General features: G+C 49.1%; 19 protein-coding genes. 3 read left to right on the top strand and 16 right to left on the bottom strand.

Annotated features, from left to right (window positions below; genetic code table 11):
• Window positions 1-253 precede the first annotated feature (253 nt).
• On the top strand, window positions 254-1,171 hold the full coding sequence (gene nadA / locus ACTQ1O_RS10990) for a quinolinate synthase NadA (protein WP_441487284.1): 918 nt from the start codon (window positions 254-256) through the stop codon (window positions 1,169-1,171).
• A gap of 129 nt (window positions 1,172-1,300) precedes the next feature.
• Here nadA and ACTQ1O_RS10985 read toward each other — a convergent pair whose 3' ends face one another.
• The 5 genes from ACTQ1O_RS10985 to dinB form a co-directional block, all read right to left on the bottom strand.
• On the bottom strand, window positions 1,301-3,043 hold the full coding sequence (locus ACTQ1O_RS10985; protein ID WP_441487283.1) for an ABC-ATPase domain-containing protein: 1,743 nt from the start codon (window positions 3,041-3,043) through the stop codon (window positions 1,301-1,303).
• A 71-nt stretch (window positions 3,044-3,114) separates the two neighbouring features.
• The gene (locus ACTQ1O_RS10980) at window positions 3,115-5,103 is read right to left on the bottom strand and encodes a DUF2207 domain-containing protein (RefSeq protein WP_441487282.1); all 1,989 of its coding nucleotides are present in this window, start codon (window positions 5,101-5,103) and stop codon (window positions 3,115-3,117) included.
• A gap of 251 nt (window positions 5,104-5,354) precedes the next feature.
• A complete protein-coding gene (locus ACTQ1O_RS10975) occupies window positions 5,355-5,918 on the bottom strand; it encodes a LemA family protein (protein ID WP_441487281.1) in 564 nt (187 codons plus the stop codon).
• Window positions 5,919-6,109: 191 nt separating this feature from the next.
• Window positions 6,110-6,463: a hypothetical protein gene (locus ACTQ1O_RS10970; protein WP_441487280.1), complete on the bottom strand. Its 354-nt coding sequence runs from the start codon at window positions 6,461-6,463 to the stop codon at window positions 6,110-6,112.
• Between the two features lie 5 nt (window positions 6,464-6,468).
• On the bottom strand, window positions 6,469-7,788 hold the full coding sequence (dinB, locus tag ACTQ1O_RS10965; RefSeq protein WP_441487279.1) for a DNA polymerase IV: 1,320 nt from the start codon (window positions 7,786-7,788) through the stop codon (window positions 6,469-6,471).
• Window positions 7,789-8,102: 314 nt separating this feature from the next.
• On the opposite strand from dinB, the gene ACTQ1O_RS10960 reads away from it, so the two are divergent.
• Window positions 8,103-8,837 carry an XRE family transcriptional regulator gene (locus ACTQ1O_RS10960; RefSeq protein WP_441487278.1) on the top strand — a complete coding sequence of 245 codons (735 nt, stop codon included), beginning with the start codon at window positions 8,103-8,105 and terminating at the stop codon, window positions 8,835-8,837.
• A 165-nt stretch (window positions 8,838-9,002) separates the two neighbouring features.
• The gene (locus ACTQ1O_RS10955) at window positions 9,003-9,203 is read left to right on the top strand and encodes a helix-turn-helix transcriptional regulator (protein WP_441487277.1); all 201 of its coding nucleotides are present in this window, start codon (window positions 9,003-9,005) and stop codon (window positions 9,201-9,203) included.
• 122 nt (window positions 9,204-9,325) lie between these two features.
• Here the strand turns inward: ACTQ1O_RS10955 and ACTQ1O_RS10950 are convergent, their stop codons facing one another.
• The 11 genes from ACTQ1O_RS10950 to ACTQ1O_RS10900 form a co-directional block, all read right to left on the bottom strand.
• Complete coding sequence (locus ACTQ1O_RS10950) at window positions 9,326-9,940, bottom strand: YesL family protein (protein ID WP_441487276.1); 615 nt, start codon at window positions 9,938-9,940, stop codon at window positions 9,326-9,328.
• Window positions 9,941-10,017: 77 nt separating this feature from the next.
• Window positions 10,018-11,043 carry a LacI family DNA-binding transcriptional regulator gene (locus ACTQ1O_RS10945; RefSeq protein ID WP_441487275.1) on the bottom strand — a complete coding sequence of 342 codons (1,026 nt, stop codon included), beginning with the start codon at window positions 11,041-11,043 and terminating at the stop codon, window positions 10,018-10,020.
• A 233-nt stretch (window positions 11,044-11,276) separates the two neighbouring features.
• A complete protein-coding gene (locus ACTQ1O_RS10940; RefSeq protein WP_441487274.1) occupies window positions 11,277-12,125 on the bottom strand; it encodes a carbohydrate ABC transporter permease in 849 nt (282 codons plus the stop codon).
• A gap of 10 nt (window positions 12,126-12,135) precedes the next feature.
• On the bottom strand, window positions 12,136-13,014 hold the full coding sequence (locus ACTQ1O_RS10935; RefSeq protein WP_441487273.1) for a carbohydrate ABC transporter permease: 879 nt from the start codon (window positions 13,012-13,014) through the stop codon (window positions 12,136-12,138).
• 67 nt (window positions 13,015-13,081) lie between these two features.
• Window positions 13,082-14,467: an ABC transporter substrate-binding protein gene (locus ACTQ1O_RS10930; RefSeq protein WP_441487272.1), complete on the bottom strand. Its 1,386-nt coding sequence runs from the start codon at window positions 14,465-14,467 to the stop codon at window positions 13,082-13,084.
• Between the two features lie 416 nt (window positions 14,468-14,883).
• On the bottom strand, window positions 14,884-15,312 hold the full coding sequence (locus ACTQ1O_RS10925; RefSeq protein ID WP_441487271.1) for a thioredoxin family protein: 429 nt from the start codon (window positions 15,310-15,312) through the stop codon (window positions 14,884-14,886).
• A gap of 57 nt (window positions 15,313-15,369) precedes the next feature.
• Window positions 15,370-16,155 carry a transposase gene (locus tag ACTQ1O_RS10920; protein WP_441487270.1) on the bottom strand — a complete coding sequence of 262 codons (786 nt, stop codon included), beginning with the start codon at window positions 16,153-16,155 and terminating at the stop codon, window positions 15,370-15,372.
• A gap of 325 nt (window positions 16,156-16,480) precedes the next feature.
• Window positions 16,481-17,449, bottom strand: coding sequence for an aldose 1-epimerase family protein (locus tag ACTQ1O_RS10915; protein WP_441487269.1), 969 nt, complete (start codon window positions 17,447-17,449; stop codon window positions 16,481-16,483).
• A 12-nt stretch (window positions 17,450-17,461) separates the two neighbouring features.
• Complete coding sequence (locus ACTQ1O_RS10910; RefSeq protein WP_441487268.1) at window positions 17,462-18,961, bottom strand: FGGY-family carbohydrate kinase; 1,500 nt, start codon at window positions 18,959-18,961, stop codon at window positions 17,462-17,464.
• A gap of 175 nt (window positions 18,962-19,136) precedes the next feature.
• Window positions 19,137-20,543, bottom strand: coding sequence for an L-fucose/L-arabinose isomerase family protein (locus ACTQ1O_RS10905; protein WP_441487267.1), 1,407 nt, complete (start codon window positions 20,541-20,543; stop codon window positions 19,137-19,139).
• A gap of 46 nt (window positions 20,544-20,589) precedes the next feature.
• Window positions 20,590-21,456: a class II fructose-bisphosphate aldolase gene (locus ACTQ1O_RS10900; protein WP_441487266.1), complete on the bottom strand. Its 867-nt coding sequence runs from the start codon at window positions 21,454-21,456 to the stop codon at window positions 20,590-20,592.
• Window positions 21,457-21,587 lie beyond the last annotated feature (131 nt).

The following is a 21,587-nucleotide window of genomic DNA, read 5'->3' as shown; positions in this document are numbered from 1 at the left end:
CGATTCTCTGTCAAACCGTTCGCAGAGGAGTATAGCACTTGATATTACACGTGACAAGTCATATATTTACATATGTCTTGACACATTTTCAGATCGTGTTATACTTGCGGGCAGGAAACTTCCCTGACTTGTAACTTCAGAAAACTATAAAGCAAAGCTTAAAGCTTCAAGAAGGACTGTGGTGAGCAGGCTCCCCCGTGGGCCAAGAACATTGCGACTGGACTTATACAGAAAATGAGAAAGGATAGTTATCATGACAACGAGAGAAATGCAGGACAGGATTATAGAATTGAAGCGCGAAAAGGATGTCTGTATTCTGGCACACGCGTACCAGAGTCATGATATCTGGGAGGTAGCGGATTTCATCGGTGACTCCTATGGTCTGAGTGTGCAGGCAGCAAAAGCGCCGCAAAGCACTCTTCTGATGTGCGGAGTCCGTTTTATGGCAGAGACCTGTAAGATTCTTTCTCCAGACAAAAAAGTTCTACTGGCGAATCCGATGGCCGGCTGCCCCATGGCGATACAGATGAACCGGGACCAGGCTCTCCAGCTGAAAGCGGCGAATCCCGGGCTTCCTCTCGTAGCCTATATAAACACCACAGCCAGTCTGAAAACAGTCTGTGATGTCGTCGTCACCTCGTCTTCCGCCGTGAAGATCATCGGGCGCATGCCTGAAAAGGAAATGCTTTTCATTCCGGACTGCAACCTGGGCGGATGGATTGCCGAACAGCTCCCGGACAAAAAATTGCATATGATTCAGGGCGGCTGCCCGACTCACATGCGAATGACCAGACAGGATGTGCTGGCTGCCCGCGCCGCACACCCGAAGGCTCTGCTTCTGGTTCATCCCGAATGCCGGAAGGAGGTCGTGGATCTCGCCGACTACGTCGGCAGCACTACCGGCATCATGAAATATGCCGAATCTTCCGATGCCAATGAATTCATCATCGGTACAGAGAGCAGCATAGTCTCACACCTGCAGTTTTCCTGTCCCGAAAAGCGTTTCTATCTGCTCTCAAAGCAATGTGTCTGCCACAACATGAAGATGACCACTCTTCCGGATGTGCTCCATGCCGTCGAAGGAATCGGCGGTGACGAAATCACTCTCACTGATCAGACCATCCGCAACGCGCGGAAATGCATCGACCGCATGATCGAGCTGGGCGGCTGAAAAGGCGTGGAAACTTCATCATCGAGCCGGGCGGCTCAACAGGCGCGGAAACTTCATCCTCGATCCGGGCGGCTCAACAGGCGCGGAAATTTCATCCTCGATCCGGGCGGCTCAATCCGCCCGGACACATTATCTCCACACCAGCCCTCTGCAGCGACTGATTGCCTCCGCCAGTTCTTCCTTTCTGGGCTTCGCCATGTCTCCGGAAACCTGACCGTGTTCTCCATACATCCCGAAGCCTTCTTTCCGGAAGGTTTCTTCCCAGTCATTTACAAGCGAACGCACATTCACACGTCCGTTCATATCTCCTTTTGCCATCAGCAAAAATGTCCGGGCAAGGCACTCGCTCTGTTCCCGGTCCGCCAGCTGCTCCACCAGCCTCAGGTCCGTCTCCCCACGTCCGATCACAAAGCCTTCCATCCCGAGATTTTTATGTTTTACACGGCCTCTCTGCTCCTGGAAATCACTGCCCGGACGAGGAAAACGTCTGCTCTGATCCGGACGAAAAGCGGCGCCAGATCCACGATCCTTTTCTTCACGAGAAGAACCGGATGCTGTCTCCCTCTTACTCTCGGATGGAACAATTCTCCGCACCTTTTCTGTCACGTCCTTCGGCTCGTAGTGGTCCATCTGAATGATCGTGTCTGCACGACTGAAAAACGCGCCGGAGCTGCCCGCTACCAGAACCGTGCTGATGCCGGCATTCTCATACAGCGCACGCATCCTGTCAGAGAACGGTGTGATCGGCTCCTCGTCTGCCGAAACGATTCTCTGCATCAGTGCATCCCGCACCATAAAATTCGTCGCACAGGTATCCTCATCCATCAGCAGCGTTCTCGATCCGCACTCCATAGCCTCTACAACGGAAGCCGCCTGAGAAGTGCTTCCGCTGGCATTCTCGGTAAAAAATGCAGTCGTGTCCTTTTCATTCGGCAGCCGGTTAATAAACAGCGAGATGTCATCGCCGTTCACACAGCGCCCGTCCTCCGCCCGGATCTTAACCGCTGTTTCATCCGTCACAACATATTCCCGGCCGTCTCCCGCGATATGATTGTAAACGCCCCGCTCCAATGCCTTTAACAGCGTGGATTTTCCGTGGTAGCCCCCGCCAATGATAAGCGTGATCCCTCTCTTTACTGCCATGCCGCTGATTGTTCCATGATGGGGAAGATTCAGAGTGATCCTGTCCTCCTCCGGAGAACGAAAGGGAAGTGCATCCTTCAGCGGCTTCTGCGAGATTCCGCTCTCTCTGGGAAGAACGGCACCGTCTGCGACAAAGGCACACAGTGACAGTCTCTCAAGCTCGCTTCTGAGAAAAGCCTGATCTTCCGCAAGATTTATGACATCTCTGATTATCTTCTCCTGCCATGCGTCCGCAACGGCAGTATCCCGGACAATATCCGGAAGAAAGTGAAAAAGCATCTTCTCAAGCTCACCTGACAGCACTGTCCGCCCGGCGGCCGGAAATCCCGCATAAAAACGGAGCGTCACATCGCCATCTCCGCCAAGCTGGCATGCGCTTCTGTCCAGAATCTCCTGGCCAGGACGGCTGGCACTCATGTTTCCGCTTTTTCCCGATCCGCCTGCCTTTCCCGACACCTCGCGCAGCCTGGAACTGAAGCGCCGCAGAATCATATCCTGAAGAGCGACTCTCGTCTCATATCTGCTGCAGAATGCCGCCGGCCATTGCGCATCCCGCGCCTTCACCGTAACAGCCAGTTCAGACGGACTGGCAAAAGGATCTCCCTGCACATGGACGATATGCAGCACATAATTGCCGAAATCGTAGCTCCCTCTCAGTGACTTATACGCCGGATATCCCCGGTGATCAATGCTCCGCAATGCGCGAAGCAGTTCGTTTTTCGTTTGCATAATACAAATATTCCTTTCCTGTGCGTCCGTACAGACCGCGCTCATTATCCACGTTTCTCAGGATCCTGCTCTTACCACGCTCCGCCGCCTCCGCCTCCGGATCCTCCTCCGGAAAAGCCGCCTCCGCCGAAACCGCCGCCGGAGAAACCACCCGAACCGCCACCGCTCTCGGAAGGAGGGGCTGCGCTCAGCGCTGTCGATGATGCCTGCATCACATGACCGAAATCTTCCCGGAACGTTGTAAAAACGAAAGGATGATATCCGTAATACCACGTCGGCTCCGGAACCGGAATATTGTATTTTTCAAACTGCGAGATCCACTTATTCTCCAGGCCGAACACATATGCGTAAGCCAGCGTGAAATAAAAATACGAAGGATTTTCCTGGCTCAGCATCTTCAGCTGCGAAAGCTCCGCTTTCTCAATGAAATTCCGGTAGCCGAGCACATCGCCATAGTACTTCAGGTTTTCCTCTGTCCGGTACACCGCGCGGTCCGCCGCAAGAAAGTTCAGAAATCCTGCACACAGCATAATTAGTGCGGCAGGTACCGAATACAGCCGGCGGGTAAAGAGGAAAAGGCCGGCCAGAAACACTGTACTGCCAGCCATCACAGCCACACTCTTCTTGCGGTGCTCCTGGTATTTTCCCTTCTGGTACACAATAATCATGCCAAATACCATGACAGCCACAGCGATCATGCCGAACCATACGGCGCTGCCCATGTCATCCATATAGACCACATAGGCCGTGTAAACAGCCGGGCAGAGCGTCATCTCGACGAATGCGAGAAGATACATCAGTCCTCTCAAGTTCCTGCCGCGGATCTGCCTTGCAGCACTTTCTTTGTGCATTTCGCCGACCCTGTCCAGCGTCCTGTTGAACTTATATTCCAGATCATTGACAGAGGAGACCGTCCCGATTTCTCTCTTGCCTGGGAACATTCCCTCGAGAAACGCCCTCTCATCTTTTTTCAATGCCGTGAAATCATTATTCTGAAGCCTGAAGCGGACCTTACCTTTTTTCGGCTCCTCGATCGTGAAATAGCCCCGGTCAGCCAGATACGGAATCAGAGCCACCTTATGTTCCGTTGTGCCGTTCCATATTTCTTCGACATCCAGTGGATTCATACCCTTCGGCGGATAAAAATTCACAACCGGCACCGCGCGCCGTCCGCTGCGCTTCCAGTTCCACAGAACAGCAATCAGTGGAATCAGCAGCAGAATCACGATCGCGGTCCACGCCGCCGTTCTGTGCGAATGAAACACAAAATATCCCTCCGGGAGTTCACAGCGGATCGTAATTCCCTCGTAGGGATACAGTGCCGTATTATAGGAACCGCTGATCACAAGCCCGTTGACAGACGAGGTCAGCTGATCCGGATTATATCCTGCATTTCCGGAAGTTCCGACAGAATAGCCGATTTTTCCGGCATCAAAAGAAGACGGCATCGTGATCTTCCAGGAAACCGATTCGATCGGGCATGCCCATCCCGTACCGACAATATTATAGTACAGCTCATCGGCATCCTCCAGCGGGTCCGGACTCGTGATGCTGTAGGTATAGCTCATCACATAGGTGTGCTCTCCCGTGTAGGTCTCATCGGACGAACCGATATAATATGCGCCGTTCTCTTTGCTGACGTCGGTATTCGCGTCCGGACTTGTCACCTGAAAATCCGAAACGCGCGCAATCACATAACAGTTCGTTCCATCCGCATAATACCGGTAATGATTTTCCGGAATCTCCCTCACCGGGCCGTGATGCGGCTGTATAAAATCGTAGACACAAGTCTCTGTGACGTCAAAAACGTTGTCCTCCCGCACCGTGATATCCACAAACAGAGATTTGATATAATAGTCCGTCTCCTGCGCGATGATATCTTCCGACGCATCGGCAGACGCCGCGGATGTCTCCGCGGCATGATCCGATGATGCGGAGATATCTGCTGATGTTTCCTCCTCTGCATGAACCGGAACCGCCGGGACAAACAGCAAAGCAAAGACCGCCAGCATCACAGCCCAGGTATGTGCCCATTTTCTGATTGCAGGCAGAATACGCATAAATCTGACCCTCCTGTCATCTCATCTGACTGTCAAATATACATCGGACTGTCATGCAGCCGGACAAAACAGCCGAACCGCCATCCCGGCAAACCTGACATGCCACAGTAAGCAGGTTTCCGCACTGTCGTTCTGCCACAGTAAGCAGGCTGCCGCACTGTCGCGATGCCACAGTAAGCAGACTGCCTCACTGTCGCAATGCCACAGTAAGCAGACTGCCGCACTGTCGCGATGCCATATCAATCAGCGCCTCAGAAAGAAACCTTCACATTCTCACGCTCCGCGGTATCTCCTACCTCGTACATAGAAGCCTTCCGGAAACCGAACATTCCCGCTACAAGGTTGGACGGGAACATCATCGTCTTATCATTATAAAGCTTTACACATCCGTTATAATACTTGCGGGCGTTGGCGATATCCTCCTCCACCTGCCGGAGCTGCTGCTGAAGCTCCATAAAATTCGCATTGGCCTTAAGATCCGGATAATTCTCCGCGATAGCGAAAATACCGCGCAGACTCTGGCCCAGCGCTTCATTGCTTCGAATGACATCTGCCGCATCCTTCGCCCGTGCGGCTGTGTTTCTGGCCTGGATCACCTTTTCCAGCGTTGCCTTCTCATGCGCCGCATAGCCCTTGACCGTCTCAACGAGATTTGGAATCAGGTCATATCTCTTCTTCAGGTATACATCCATGGTGGAAAACGCTTCCTCCACCTGGTTTCTGCTCTTCACCAGCCCGTTATACGTGCCAATCAAAAAAAACACAATAATTAATACGATTAATACAATCACACCAGTGACAATCCAGGCAATCATGCAGTTTCCTCCCGTATTTTATTTTCACATCTGTCCTGTAGTTTTCTGCCGTCTTTAATTATATACGCCTACCTTCTGATTATAATGGAAAGCAGCAGAAAAAGACAACCTAAAATAACCCAATATCACTTTTTCCTGACACTCTGACCGATTCGGAGACGCAGGAAACTTCCGCAGACCGGAAAACCCTCCTATACTTCCACTGTCTTCCGGTTCACAAACCAGAAGCCGTTCTCCTCATAGTACAATTCAACTCTCTGTCCAAGAATCCGGCAGACATACCGGATCCCCGCGCCTCCCGCCTTGAGACTGGCACACCGGTCCACGCGGAGAATACTGTCAATATCGTATCTGTGACCGTCCTCCCATATGATGCGGAGCGGCTTCATTCTCCCGTCAGAGGAAAAATCCGCGATAACCTCAACGTATGCTTTGTATGGGCTGACGTCGGACGTTTCCTGCACATTTTCCGCAAGCGGCACGTCACAGCGCGCCTCCGGACGGTCCGAGCGCCCCGAATCATGATGATAATCATAAACACCCACTCTGATCACCTGCCTTCCGCAACAAGAACGGCCTCATATCCGGTCCGGTTCCCGTTCTCAAAATACGAATGCGGATGAATCATGTGGTCCTCTGCAGTCGCATCCAGTGAAGACAAATACCGGTCCTCGTGCATGATTCCCCGCTGCACCGCGGCATATCCATAGCGGCTGCGGATATCGGAGACCATGCGGTCCGCCCGCATCTGCCGCTCGCGGGATTTCTCGTTCACAAACAGAGAAAGCTGCCGCGGCCCGTTCTCCGGTTTCAGATCACCGACGCTGATTCCGATACTCCGGATCGGCTTCTCCCAGCGGTACAGGCGCTGGAAAACCAAAAAAGCCGCCTCCTCTATTTCGCCGGAGATATTGGTGGGCACCGCCAGCTTTTTCTGCTGATGGTATCCCCAGAGATCCTTATCCCGAACGTAAACGGAAACCACCTGTCCCTCAAAATGATTCTTCCGGAGCCGCTCCGATACGCTCTCCGATAACAGATACAGTACCAGCCGGACATCCTCATTATTCACGAGATCACGGGGCGTGGTTGTGCTGTTCCCGACGCTCTTGACCGGTGCCTCGATCCCGACATTGTTCACCGGCGTCTGATCCTGCCCCCGGGCAAATACGGAAAGCATTGCGCCGATCTTTCCAAACCAGTTCTGAAGATAATGCGGATCTGCTTCTGCAAGCTGTCCGATCGTGCGTATGCCATACTTTGCGAGCTTCTGACCGGTCCTTCTCCCGACATACAGGAGATCCGACACCGGGAGAGGATCGATCAGCTTCCTGTAATTATCACGGTTAAAAACCGTAATGGCATCCGGCTTCTTGTAGTCGCTGCCGAGCTTCGCGTAAATCTTGTTCCAGGAGACGCCGATGCTGACCGTAATGCCGAGTTCCCTGCGAATCCTTCTGCTTATCTCCTGAGCGATCCGGTATCCGTTTTCAATCGTCCTCGTGTGATCTCCCAGAATCGCACAGCTCTCTGTCAGATCGATCCAGCATTCATCCAGTCCAAAACTCTCCACCTTGTCGGAGTATTCCTGATAAATAGCTCTCGCCATCCGGGAAAAACGAAGATAGAGATACATTCTCGGCGGAACAAAGACAAGATTCGGGCAGCACTGCCTCGCCTGCCAGAGCGCCATGCCGGTCTTCACTCCCTGCCGCTTCGCAATGTAGTTTGCGGTAAGGACAATGCCGTGCCGCTCCTCCGGATCCCCTCCGACGGCCAGCGGCTTTCCGGCAAGCTCCGGATGATACAGCATCTCCACTGATGCGTAAAAACAATTGCAGTCCACATGCAGAATAATCCGATCTGACACCTTTTCTCACTCCCCCTGTCTTTTCCCGGTCCTATTACCGGGAAAGAAAACTACCGATCCGTATAATAGCATCGCTTTTTCTCTGTACATCCAATATAACGGCATACCTGTTGCCCTGCACAGCCAATATAGCACTATTTTGAGTGGAAATAAATGGTCGTTTCGGCCCGTTTTTCTTTTATGGATAGATTTTCGCTTGCTATTTGTGAGGAATGGTGATACTATGTAGACATAAGAAACAGACTGTCTGTCGGCAGTCTCCGCGATAAACTGAGAGATTTCAAAACCGGGAAAACAAAAGAAAGAGGTGTAACATGGAGAATATCGGCGCAATCATCACTTCCTACCGGAAGAAAGCGCACATGTCACAGATTGAACTTGCGGACAGACTTCAGGAAGACGGCATTGATGTCAGCTCCAAAAGTGTTTCCGCCTGGGAAACCGGAAGGAATGAGATCTCCGCGCGGATTTTCCTGCATGTGTGCCGGATCCTGAAGATTCCGGACTGTCTCGAGGAATACTTCGGCAGCAACCCGAATAACCCGCTGACCATGCTGAACGACGAGGGAAAGCAGAAGGCGCTCTCCTACATTGATCTTCTGACTCATCCGGTCAGCTACGCCAGGAAATCAAATGTAATACCGTACCCGCCGGCTCCTTCCGACAGCCCTTCCATGATCCGGCTGCGCCTCTACGACGCAAGGGTGTCCGCCGGTCGCGGAGATTTTCTCGATTCCGATTATTACACGACCATCGAGGTACCCGCCACGGAAGCGGGGGATGCCGACTTTGCCGTTACGATCCACGGGGATAGTATGGAACCGGTTTTCCATGATCACGACATGGTTTACGTGCACCGGCAGGAAACGTTGACGGATGGAGAAATCGGGATCTTCTCGCTGAACGACAATGCCTATATCAAGAAGCTGAAGAACGACGATGAAGGAACCTTCCTGATTTCCCTGAACCAGAAGTACGAGCCGATTCCGGTTCATCTTGACCGTGATTCCTTCCGCATCTTCGGAAGGGTCTGCCGTGCCATCCGGTAACTTGACACACCGAAAGGGGAAAAGCCGGGTCCGTTTCAGCATTCATCCGCATGCATGTGCCGCTTCACATGCTATGGACGCGGCACTCTGCCAAAAGGATAAATCCGTCAGAATTTCAAGTATGATGATAAATCCGTCAGAATTTCAAGAATGAGGTGTTGCATTATGCTCAAAAAACCGAACAACCTGTTGGAAGTCCGAAAATCCACCGGTCTTTCCCGAACCAGGGCCGCTGAGGATCTCCAGCTTGACCCGAAAACGCTCTACCGGTATGAAAACGGAACACAATGCCCGAATGTCTATGTGGCGATGCGTCTCTCGGACTATTATCAGCGGAGTGTAAAGGAGTTGTTTCCTATGGAATAGGGCCCGGACATGGAATAGAGCCCGGACAGCCTGCGCACCGCCGAAAATGGGAGCGCAGCAGCTGCCTTAAAATCCGCATATCTGTTTTCATGATCCTCGAATTCCGTCGGGCAGACAGATTTTTAAGTTGTCTCTTCTTTCTTAAAGACTCCCGAAATGATCCCCATGATTATGTATCCGGGAAGACTGAGACCAAACATCAGAAAGAACGGAAAGAGATATATCGGGAAAGATATCAGAAGCAGAACCAGACTGCTCACAAGAAACAAGATCAACAGACTCTGCGGCAAGTGATATACAGCCAGGACCATCCCATTCTTTAAGGTTGTTTTAAGGCTGCCTTCATATCTGGACAAACCGGCAAACGTATAGATAGAATGAAGGGAGATAAGACAAGCTGCAATCACGGCGGCAAGTCTGATTGTTCCCGTGCTGCCTGTCCGAAGACTCAGATAGAAGTTGAGTCCTAATATCAAAAAAAGAATCAGATAAAAAATCGTGAGCTGAATCCCCTGTTTGAGGTTGTTTTTAAATGATTTAATGAAATCCTGTAACAGATTGCCTTCTTCATTACGAACCAGTTTCAGGGAGCAGTAATCCATAGCTGACAGTGAAGAACCCGCTGTAAAAATCGGTAGAATACACAAAAGCGTCAGCAGATTCAAGCCTAAGAGATATGCAGCTTTCTCTGCTACCCTCAAAACGATATTTGGTTTTTTCTCATTTGGATTTTCCATGTGTTTTTACTCGTTTCTTAAAAAAGGCTGCCACATATAGAATTCCTATATATAGCAGCCCCTCAGTTATTGTTATTTCATCTTTGATCGGCAAGAAATTCTGCAAGTTCAGCATCGGTCATGGTAGTCATTCCCCGGATGAATTCTACAGGAAGGATGACATCATCTTCCGGCAGGATTTCACCGCGGATTTTGGCAAGAAGTGCCTCCACACCGCGTTTTGCCAGCTCATTGATAGGTTGTTTAATTGCTGTCAAAGTTGGAAAAGCCATGTCTCGGACCATACTTCCGTCATATGCAACGAACCGGATATCCTGCGGGATACGAATTCCATGCAGCATGACATAACGCATGTAATGCACGATGGATGGATCTGTGCCGAAGACGCCATCTACATCGGGATATTTCTCATAGCAGTCTCTCACGAGGTCCTGCAGATAACAATCCTCGAATTCATTCCATTTTACAATTACATTGATACATTCGATACCCGCTTCATTCATAACCCTTTCAAAAACTTCGTGGCGCTCAATAAACGGAAAATGTTCTATTGGCTTCCTGTCTCGAAACTGCAGAACTTTTCGACAGCCACAACGGATCAGTTCCCTGGCCGCAAGCTCACCGCCCTTCTTATGATCGACACGAATTCGGGTGATCTGACCGGGTACATGGATCGTGTCAAAGGAAACAATGGCTCCCTGAGCCTCCTGATATTTTGCGGTCTGAAGCGAATGGGTACAAGTCAGAATACCATCTACAAGATTCCTGCTCAGCATATCCAGATAGAGCTGCTCATTGGATTTATGGCCGTTCGTGGCACATATCAATGTCTTATAGCCCTGTGTTCTCAGTTCACGTTCACATGCAGCTATCAGCTGCGCAAAAAAGGGATTGGCTACTTCCGGAACCACCATGGCAACTGTCTGCGTCTTTTTATGCAGAAGATTACGAGCGACCTGATTAGGTCTGTAATTCAATTCTCTGACAGCTGCTTCCACTTTTTCCCGGGATTCCTCTGAAGCGTAACCGCTTTTATTGAGAACCCTGGAGACGGTTCCTATACTTACGCCAGCCCTTTTGGCGACATCCTGAATACCTGACATATCCCTTACCTCAGTGTCTAACCGGCAGATCATTCACTATTTGCCGGACCAGATGCACCGACGTTGAATTTACCCGGCGTCATCCCGCAAAAATCATCAGTCTCTGATGTTCAAAACGTTCTGCCCGTGATATTTCTCCTATCGCGACAGCTTTTATACAGTCGGAGATCAGATTATAGTTATCCTCTCTTCGTTGAGGGGCTAATCTCAAAACGTTGAACGATAACTATAATTTATCCTTTAATACCACTCGATGCAATACCCTCGACATAATACTTTTGCATGAAAATGTAGATGATCAGCATTGGAATAGAAGCGAGTGTCAGCGCTGCCATAATAGCACCGTAGTGAATCGGCTGTGTACCGAAGAACGTCTGCACAGCCAGCTGTACTGTTCTCTTTTCCGCTCCCGTTGTAATAAGGAATGGCCACATGAAATCGTTCCATCTCGCAACAAAATCCAGAATAAATACGGTTGCGAATACTGTCTTTGCAAGCGGAAGTACGGCCTGGAAGTAGGTTCTGATCGGGCCGCATCCATCTATGGCAGCCGCTTCGATCAGAGCATCCGGGATATCCAGGAAGTAGCTGTAGAACATGTAGATGGAAAAGCAGTTCATCATGAACGGAACTGCCAGTCCTTGAAGTGTATTCACCCATCCGATCTTAGCCATCTCAATGTAAAGCGGAAGAAGAATCGCCTCGATCGGCATGGACATCAACGCAATGACAATTGTCAGAAGCAACCCGCGGCCTTTAAATTTAAGCTTTGCCAATGCATAACCTGCCATGGAACCAAACAGCAGATCTCCGAAAAGGACAATTGCTATGTAACTAAAGGTATTGATAAGGATCTGAGGGATATTCAGCCGGTTAAATACTTCCAGATAATTGTTAACCGTAAAGTGCTGCGGAATAAAGGTTTTAATGGAGTTAATATTGGAGAAGATCTCCAGCTCCGGTTTAAAGGAAGCTGCGACCATCCACAGAAGTGGAGATACAAAGATCAGACCGATCAGAGTATTGCCAACATAAAAGAGGATATTTGTGATGGTCTTATTTTTTCTCATACTTTTACTCATCGTTTCCTCCTTAATTGGTCCTGGTAAGTTTCTTAACAATCATGGAAAGTGCTACAACAATAAAAAAGAAAATAGAAGCCACGGAACATGCGTATCCGAAGTTACCTTTCTGGAAACCCTGCTCATATATAAAGTAAACCAGTGTCTTTGTCTTATTCTGAGGGCCACCGTGAGTCATGATATATGGCTGAGTGAACAGCTTCATAGCCTGAATCATCGTGATCATCAGAACATATTTGATTGTGTTTTTCAGTCCCGGAAGTGTTACATAGAGAAACTGTTCCCACTTGTTTGCTCCATCGATAGATGCCGCTTCATATTGTTCACTGGGAATCTGATTGATTCCGGCAAGAAAAATCATCATCTGATAGCCGGCACCCTGCCAAGCTGACATGAAGATGATAGAATTCATAGCAGTTTTGGGATCATTCAGGAAATTGACCGGTCCAAGGCCAAACTTGCCAATAAACGCATTGATCAGTCCGGTGGAGGCGTTGGAGTTGTAAAGGATAACCCAGAGTATGGCGATAACTACCATAGAAGTAACCTGTGGACTGAAGTACATGGTGCGGAAAATCGAAACGCCTTTTTTCTTGGAGCTGACCAGCATAGCCAATGCCAGAGCAAGGATACACTGGAAAGGTACTACACAAACTGTAAAATAAAAGGTGTTCTTAAGTGCTGCCCAGAAATTCTCATCGGCAAAAAGTTTTGTATAGTTCTTGATGCCACTGAAAATGATTCTATCCGGTCGCATGACCTGATAGGTGAAAAAGGAATAGTAAATTGTCAGAAAAATCGGGACAATCAAGAACGCAGCCAAGAGAATAACTGCCGGTCCGGACAGGATATACCCGCCAAATAAATTGGAACGATTCTTTTTAGTCATACAATTCTCCTAAAGCAGTACGGGAACCGCAAAATGCGGCTCCCGATTTATGGTTTTCCTTCAGCTATTACTGTGCGTAATAGGTCTTATAATCTTCATCGAAATCAGAAGCTACCGTATCGAGCTCGGATTTTGCATCAGCACCTGCGAATACGTTAAGAGCTGCAGTTGCGAATCCCTGAGACAGAATAGAATATGACGGTGTTGTAGGACGAGCTGTTCCTGTGTTCTCAAGCTGCCACTTGAAGAGTTTTCTCGCGCCTTCATCCCAGCCGTCCATCTTATCATAAGCAGAAGTACGGGAAGCCGGTTTAGCGATTGCACTTGCATACGCAGCGATATTGTCTGTGTTCATGAGGTATTTCAGGACTTCCTGCGCGCCTTCAACATCATCGCAATCTTTTGTTATGGCTGCAGTCCAGTCACCTGTTGGGGACTTGGCAGTTCCATCGTTAGCTACAGGATAGAAGGAAACACCCCAGTTAAGATCGGATGCTTCAAGATCCGCGACGTTCCAGGAGCCACCAAGCATTGTAGCGCATTTGCCATTCAGGAACTCATCCTTAACAGGATCGATATTGGCAATGCCCTCCTGAATGAATTTGTTGAGATAGTTCAGGGTATCAACGGAAGCATCACTGTTTACATATCCTTCTGCTGAAGAGCCGTCTTCATTAACGAAGTTTGCTCCAGCCTCATAGAAGAATGGCTCCAGCGCGTAGATCAAACCTTCGCCCTTATCCATGATGATATTTGTTCCTACATAATCTGAGGTTGTTAATTTCTTTGCATTCTCATAGAACTGATCCCATGTCCACGCCTTGCTGATATCAGTATCTGACGGATACTCAATGCCTGCAGCATCCAGATAATCTTTGTTATAGTAGAGAGCTACGGAAGACTCTGTCGGACCGATCGCGTAGAGATGATTATCATAAGTATTCTGCTGAATGGAAGATGGCATGAAATCTTTCTTATCTTCTTCAGAATATACATCATCAATCGGAATGATTATGTCGTTTGCCGCGTAGTAGGAAACGGTCGGGCCATCAACATAGAGGATATCCGGCAGATCTCCGGAAGTAGTTGCTGTTGTGATCTTGTTCTCATATGCATAAGAGTCAGCACGGTCAATTGGCTGTCTTGCAATCTGAAGATCCGGATGATCCTTATTCCATGCTGTAATTCTGTCTACCCACCAGGATTCGATACCCGGTTCATCCGCAGGGCTCCAGATAACAATCTTAGCAGTAGATGCATCCCCCTGTCCCTTTGCGGCAGCTGTACTGTCATCCGCTTTAGAAGATGCAGATGTGGTACTTGCCTTCGAAGAAGAACTTGCTGCAGAAACAGAAGATCCAGAGCTCGTGGTTGCGGATGAACCACATCCGGCGATCATGGATGCTGCAGCTGTTACAGCTATAAGACTTGCTAATACCTTCTTTGTTTTCATACGTTTCCCTCCTCCTGTAAACCTTTTCACATTGTGTGAAAAAAATAACCTGTTTGCCGGGTATACAATGTTGTCCATTGTGTAAACCTTTACACATCCTGTGCAAAAAAAACGTACAGTAGGCGCCCGACGAAACTGTATGTTTTTTATAATTTTTATGATGTGTAAACCTTTACACTTGACGTTTTATACAATAGCATGTCCTGCGTATACTGTCAATGCAATGCAGTGCAAATAGTATCATTTCAGTAATTTTAGACAAGAAGGCAACATATGTTTTGGTTATAATGTAGAGACGTTCCCCGATTCATCTGATGCGCAGTATAGTTTCCTATGGAATAGAGCCCGGACAGCCTGTGCACCGCTGGAACCGGGGCACAGCAGCTGCCCGACAAAGCACTGTCAAAGAACGATTTCTACAGCTCATTCAGCAGCTGCGGAATGTTTTTCTTACCGAAGAGAATCTCCTCTCCAGCATTTATGACAAGGCAGGGGACGCTCATCACATTATATTTTTGCTTTAACTCTCCGAAGTGATTGAGATCATACACTTCGGCACTGACAAGCGGGTTAAGCGACGCGATCCTCTGCGCAGCAGTTACCAGCTCCGGGCACATGGTGCAGGAAAGAGACACCAGGATCTGCATGTGTATGTCGCGTTTTATCCCGGCGATCTTTTCCCGAAGCTCCGGATCGATCGCCTGTCCCGGCCCGGATGCGTTGTAGAGCCCGAGAACAAAAGAGGTGAACTCATGTCCGCCCGGCACGCCATGGAATGCAAGGCCGGTCGGGTAATGATCCTCCTGCAGAATCCGGACAAACGGGGGTGTCTTCTGATTTTTCATCCGATATGATCACCGACAGCTTATCCGTCTGACCTGCAAGCTCGTCCATATAGGATTTCAGCTCTTCAGAAACCGGACGATTGTCTGAATGGAGCTCCAGAACCTGTTGACTCCCAGGACAAGAACTCCGACACGGTGGGCAATACACCAGTGCACGATCGCTGTGCTGATCTTATGCAGAGAATCCCTGGTTTGACAGTCATGTTTTATGGACAGAAGATCCAGATGTTTAGACTGTGCGTGTTTCCAATATGTTCCTTTTGTGATGGAAGAAACAGCCGCGGCCCTCTTTTGGGCAAAAAGCTGGTTTCTGGATTTCACAACACCGCCCTTGAATACGACAGACGAGCCGTCTGTGCATGCTAAAGCCGCGATGTTGCCGGTCCCGAAATCGACGCCTGCCATTTCAGGTAGGTCGGGATAACAGGGAGGAGCCCCGTTTTCAAAAACATAAGTGAGGATGTATTTCCCGTAATAAGGCTTTACGGTGACCTGACGAAGATCTTCGTATGACGGGAGACCCGAGATCATCACCTTCTCCTGTTTGGAGATGCCCGGAAACTTGATGACAGCGGAAGAAGAGGTCGCTGAACTGCGATACAGAACGGCGTCCTGATTTGTTACTTCAAAGGATTTGCATGCGGATTTACAGTATTTTGGCATTCGCGGCTTTCCCAGATAGCGGGAAGGATTCTTCTTATAATCCTTTAAAGCCTTCAGCCAGCTGCGAAAGTCATCGCATGCTTTCCGGACAACAGCCTGTGCTGTTTGCATCGGAAGCCCTGAGAAGAAATCCGGATTGCCGGTAATCCGCATGATTTTTTCAAGGATTGTGTAAGACAAAACCCGTTTCACTTTCAATTTGGGATAAGCTTGTCTGACCGTCTCAATTTCCCTGAAGACTTCCTTTTCGTTGTCGGTACGGGAGGTTTTGTCCCATCCACAAAATACCTGACGGATCCGAAACAGCGCGGCGTTGTACAGATTTTTGGCAAGCGCAGTGTTTTTCTCCGCAAATTCATGAATTATTTTATGAGCACTACCATATGACACCAAAAGAATACAAAAAAGACCCCGGAAAGTAATTTTCTGCTTTCCGGGACCTCACCTGCTGTTATTCGATGCTTTCCATTTTCAGCACCCTCACATAGTTCGTCGCAATAAACAATCAATCTTCAATCATGCGAACCTTCACATGGTAGATTTTCTTCTCGCCCGGCTGCAGGAATTTCAGCATCCCGTTTTTTCTCATGACATCTCTGCCATCCGGATAACAATTTCCACATTCCAGTCCCAGCACGTAATCTCTGACGCCCATCATCTTCCACTCTACAAAGCCGTCAAGCTCCGATGCGTCAAAGCTGATGCGGAGTCCCGCATGCAATTTTGGCTGGTAGATTTCCGCGATTCCGTTCTCATCTGAAAATTTGTGATAATAACAGCGCTCCTGATACCCTGCTGTCGGCTTCTCCATATGCATCCAGTTTGCAATATCATCCGCTGCATGAGCGTCCCTCGGCTTCACTTCCACAGATGGAATCGTAATCACACTGTCCTCGTCCAGAAGCGGATAACCCATGTTCATATGATACAGAACTTCCATCGGCTCCACCCTGTCACCGGTATTTGTGATACTATCGCAGATCTCAAACTCATTCGTTTCCGTGGACACGCGGATCTCCCGTTCCAGTCTCAGTTTTCTGCCGAAAATCTGCTCATCCTTTGTCACCGTATGAACGATCAACTCTCCGCCCTTTTCAAAAAAATATGCCTGCTCACAGGGGGAATTCGCTATGGACCCGTGCAGAGGCAGTTCTTCTCCCTCGTCCGTACACGGGCTCCCTACTGCCTGCAGCCCGCAGGTGGTAAGAAATCCGGCGGTAAAAGAGGACAGCCAGTTACTGCCTGTACGGTCATAGTAGGCCGGTGCCACATAGCCGCACGGAGACATATAACTCATATTAATTCCTTTGAACCGGAGTCTTGTAATATCCCCATTTCGGTCAGGAGAAATGACAAGCTCCAGTCCCTTTCCGTTATTCACCTCAAACAGGCGCATTCCATCGCCCTTTCCGCCTGACAGACGGTGTTCTTCAATCCCATAGAGCTGGGAATCATGTCCGATATATGGATTCATTCTTATCCGCTCCTACATCAATGGTCTGACTGCATGATATACCTGTCGATATCTCTCATATATCTTCTGATATCTCTCATGCATCTCTTTTCTCGGTACATAAGTCACGGTTTCTTCTACCATGTGAGCAGCCGCATCCGCAAGATCAGAAAACAGGCCGATCGCCACTCCTGTCAGCATGGCGCTTCCAACCGTTCCCGCATCTGCAGTTTTCAATGCCGTCATCGGAAGGTTCAGCATATCCGCCTTCATCTGCATCCAGACAGCAGAGTGCGCGCCGCCGCCTGTCGCATGTAATTTCTGAAAATGAATTCCGGAATGCTTCAGTGCCTGCAGGTTCAGGTACATTTCATAAACCACGCCCTCCATACAGCCGCGGTAGATGTCTGCTGCGGTAGTGGCCGTTGTGAGCCCCAATACCGCGCCCTTTGAACCCGTGTCCATATATGGTGTCGCGGCTCCCGCAAAATGCGGCAGAACCAGCAATCCGCTCGGTTCCTCATGATGAAGGCCATCATACATTTTTTCCAGGTATTCATTTACAGAAATTCCCTGTTCCCCTGCCAGCTTCTTCTCCTCTTTCGCAATGGTCTCTACACACCACTGCATCAGCGCACCGCCGGTATACGAAAATGCATAAGCCACGTATTTTCCCGGTATGACATACGGTACAACGGAAAAATATCCCTCATACATCACATCAATGTCCGGCAGTTCATCGTAAATCGGAGTCAGACACTCCACCGTTCCGGCTCCGTCAACCGCAACCGTCCCGTCAAATGCTCCTGCTCCGACTGCCGCAGCCACCTGATCATGGCTGACGGATACGATTTTCGTATCCGTCGACAAGCCCGTCATCTGTGCGGATTTCTGTGTGATCACTCCTGCTATGGTGCCCGAAGGTACCGGTTCAGACATCAGATTGCTGTCAATGTCTGCCGCCTCAAATATATCCCTGCTCCAGCAAAGATTTTTTATATCGAAGGCCATCGTGCGGGTGGCAAGAGAATAGTCAATCTGCGCCTTTCCGGTCAGATGATAAACCACATAGTCTCCCATCAGGAGGATTCTCCTGGTTGAAGCATAAATCTCCGGACAGTGTTTTTTAATCCACATCATCTTCGAAATGCTATACATCTCATGGGGTCTCAGTCCTGTAATATGCGCAATATTATGCCCGCCGAGCTTCTCGATCAGTTCCTGACACTCTTCCTGCCCTCTTGGATCTGTATACAGCATTGCCGGATGAAGCGGATTTCCCGCCTCATCCACACAGACGAACGTCTCTCCAAAGCTTGTCACACCGATACCCGCAATATCCGGGTACTTTTCAGCCATCTCCCGAATGGATGCATACACGGCGTCCATAATGGCCGCAGCGTCAATCTCATGACCGGTGACCGCGCGCGTCACCGGGTAATCGCGACAGGCTTTCGCCAGATACTTTCCCTGATCATCGAATACCGTACACTTGCATCCGGTAGTTCCGATGTCTAATCCTGCTATCTTCATACTATTTCCTCAATCATACAAACCAATCCTGTATTCGTCCAATCGCAGCGTTTCCGGCACACGGGAAGACTGCCTGCCAGCGGGCGGGAAAATCACCGGCACGGCCGCTGCGAAACGGCTATCTTGATCTGCGGACTTATACATATTGTGGTGTCCCTCCAGCAAGGCATAGCTTTTACTGATCAATGTCAACCCACTCATAACCGAGATATGTAGTGAAAGCCTCTTTTAAAACCTCCTTCATATGGCCGACACCTACACAGGTATGGTGCTTGAAGCCGCCCTTCGCAAGCTTAATCATTTTATCCTGCATATTATCTATGGCACAGACGCCCGCACATCCGAAGTATGCATCCTCGATCGGATCATCGGTGAATTCTGCCTCTGTGGCGTAGATAACCACCTTTCCATCTACGGTTAAGCAGTTGGAAAGCGTTGTTTTCATCGGACGGATGCGTCCTTCATTTGTTCCCCATCCGGATCCCGGATCCCCTTTCGCAAACATCTTGTGCTCGGTAACCGTACCCTTCTTTACCATAAGGCTCTGGGCAGTCGAGCCGCAGTGGAACAGGATTACCTTGTTCTCATCATCTCCGTAGTTATTGTTCCAGTCAAGGACTGCCGCAGGCTGCTCACTTGCTAGAGCCATTGCCCGCATGGATATCGCGGAAGTCAGATCAATCTCACAGGAGGTCACAATGCCGCGGTCATTCAGCTCCGAAAGGAGTACACACGGACAAACACGAAGAATTGTCTCCATCTCATTCCAGCAGCGGATCGCCAGCGCATCCAGATGATACTCTTTGATGTATTCGTCAATGACAACCGATATCTTAGCCAGAGTATTCTTGTTTTTCTCCGGAACTTTGCTGAAGTCCGCATATTTCATCAGGCTTTCTTTCTTAGCCAGAACGGCAGCATCCGTATCGGATTTGTTATTTACTTTATATATCAGTTCTGAAAGATCAAAGCACTCTACGGTAATGCCGTTTTTCTGCAAACCGATCTCATCAAATCTGGTTGTCTTGAATGCAGTAGTTCTCGCCCCGATGCATCCGATCGTGAATCTTTTCATTCCATTCACCACACGGCAGATCGCGGCAAAGTCACGTAAATTCTCCTGAAATTTCTCAGAAAGCGGATGAACGACATGTGGCTTCAATACGGTAAACGGTACCTGATACTGTGTGAATACATCGGTAACTGAGAATTTTCCGCAGAACGCGTCTCTTCGGTGGGCAAAATCCATTTTCCCGATCTCATCCGGATATGCCTGCATTAAGATCGGCACTCCGGCATCCCGCAGCGCAGTGATTGCCCCGTTCTCATCCGCAAAGATCGGCATAGAGAAGATGACTCCATCGTATTCTCCCTCATGCTCCTTTAACCATTTTGCATAAAGCATTCCCTCGTCCCTTGTCTCGATTCCTCCGAACCGGGTAAGCCCCGCATCCATCGCGATATAGTCATAGCCTGCGTCTGTGACGGCCTTGATCATGTCCTCTCTTGCGCCGTAGATTAACTCTCCCGGCATGAAACCTCTGTTACAGAACGCCAGCGCAAATGTCATTTTTCTTCCCATCACTCTGTCCTCCATTAAATCCAAAAATTTTCAATACATGAATCCTTTAATCCATCAACGCAAACATTTTCATTGCTGCCTTTACGTTTTCTTTCATGGCATCCCGTCCTGCCATACTGATCGATGAGAAGAAAATCGGCTCATCGGATTTCAGTGTTTTCAGATAGGCCGCGGCCGCGCTTCCGCCTGATTTATCCATATATGTGAAATAATTCACTTTTCTTACGCCGGCTTTTACTGCCTTTCCGTAATCTTCCCTGCTCACCCCGGAGCCGCCGTGCATGACTACCGGAATGTTGTTCGTAAGAGCTCTGACATTTTTCACAACATCAAAGTCCAGCTTCGGCTCTGTCAGATAAATGCCGTGTGTGGTGCCGAAAGAGCATGCCAGCGCATCAATTCCGCTTTCCTCCACAAATATCTTCGCCTGTTCCGGGTCGGTATAAATCTTGGTTTCATCCGCTTCTCCTGTATCATCTCCTGCTCCGGACTCTCTTCTTCCCATGGAACCCAGCTCGGCTTCCACGGACGCGCCTGTCCTGGCTGCCATGGCTACTGCCTTTTTCGTATTTTTCAGATTTTCCTCATATGGAAGGGTTGAGCCGTCGTACATGATCGAAGAAAAGCCCAGATCAAGCGCCTGCTGCAGATATTCCAGAGTCTCACCATGATCCAGATGCACACACACCGGAACTTTGGATTTCTTCGCCACTTCTATCATAATCGGTCCGATCAGGTCTAATGGGATCCACGGTTCGTGGCACTGCGCGAACTGAATGATGACCGGGAGCTCCAGCTCCTCTGCTGCTTCTGTCACTGCCTGTAACGCCTCAAGATTCGGTGTATTAAAAGAGCCGACGGCAATTTCTTTTTCTTCTGCTATTTTCATTACGTCATTTAATGTTGCTAACATGAGAACCTCCTCCTGTAAACTTTTTCCTGTGGTTTATTATCCTCATCATAGCTTTTCCGGCTCCGGTTTTATATAGAAGTCTGTTCATTTTACTTTGAATTTGTTCGCTGATATAATAAAATAAGTTCGCC

This window comes from Bilifractor sp. LCP21S3_A7 (assembly GCF_052118825.1).
Lineage (GTDB): Bacteria > Bacillota > Clostridia > Lachnospirales > Lachnospiraceae > Bilifractor.
The sequence above is the reverse complement of the archived record's forward strand: the minus strand, read 5'-3'. Positions and strand labels throughout refer to the sequence as shown.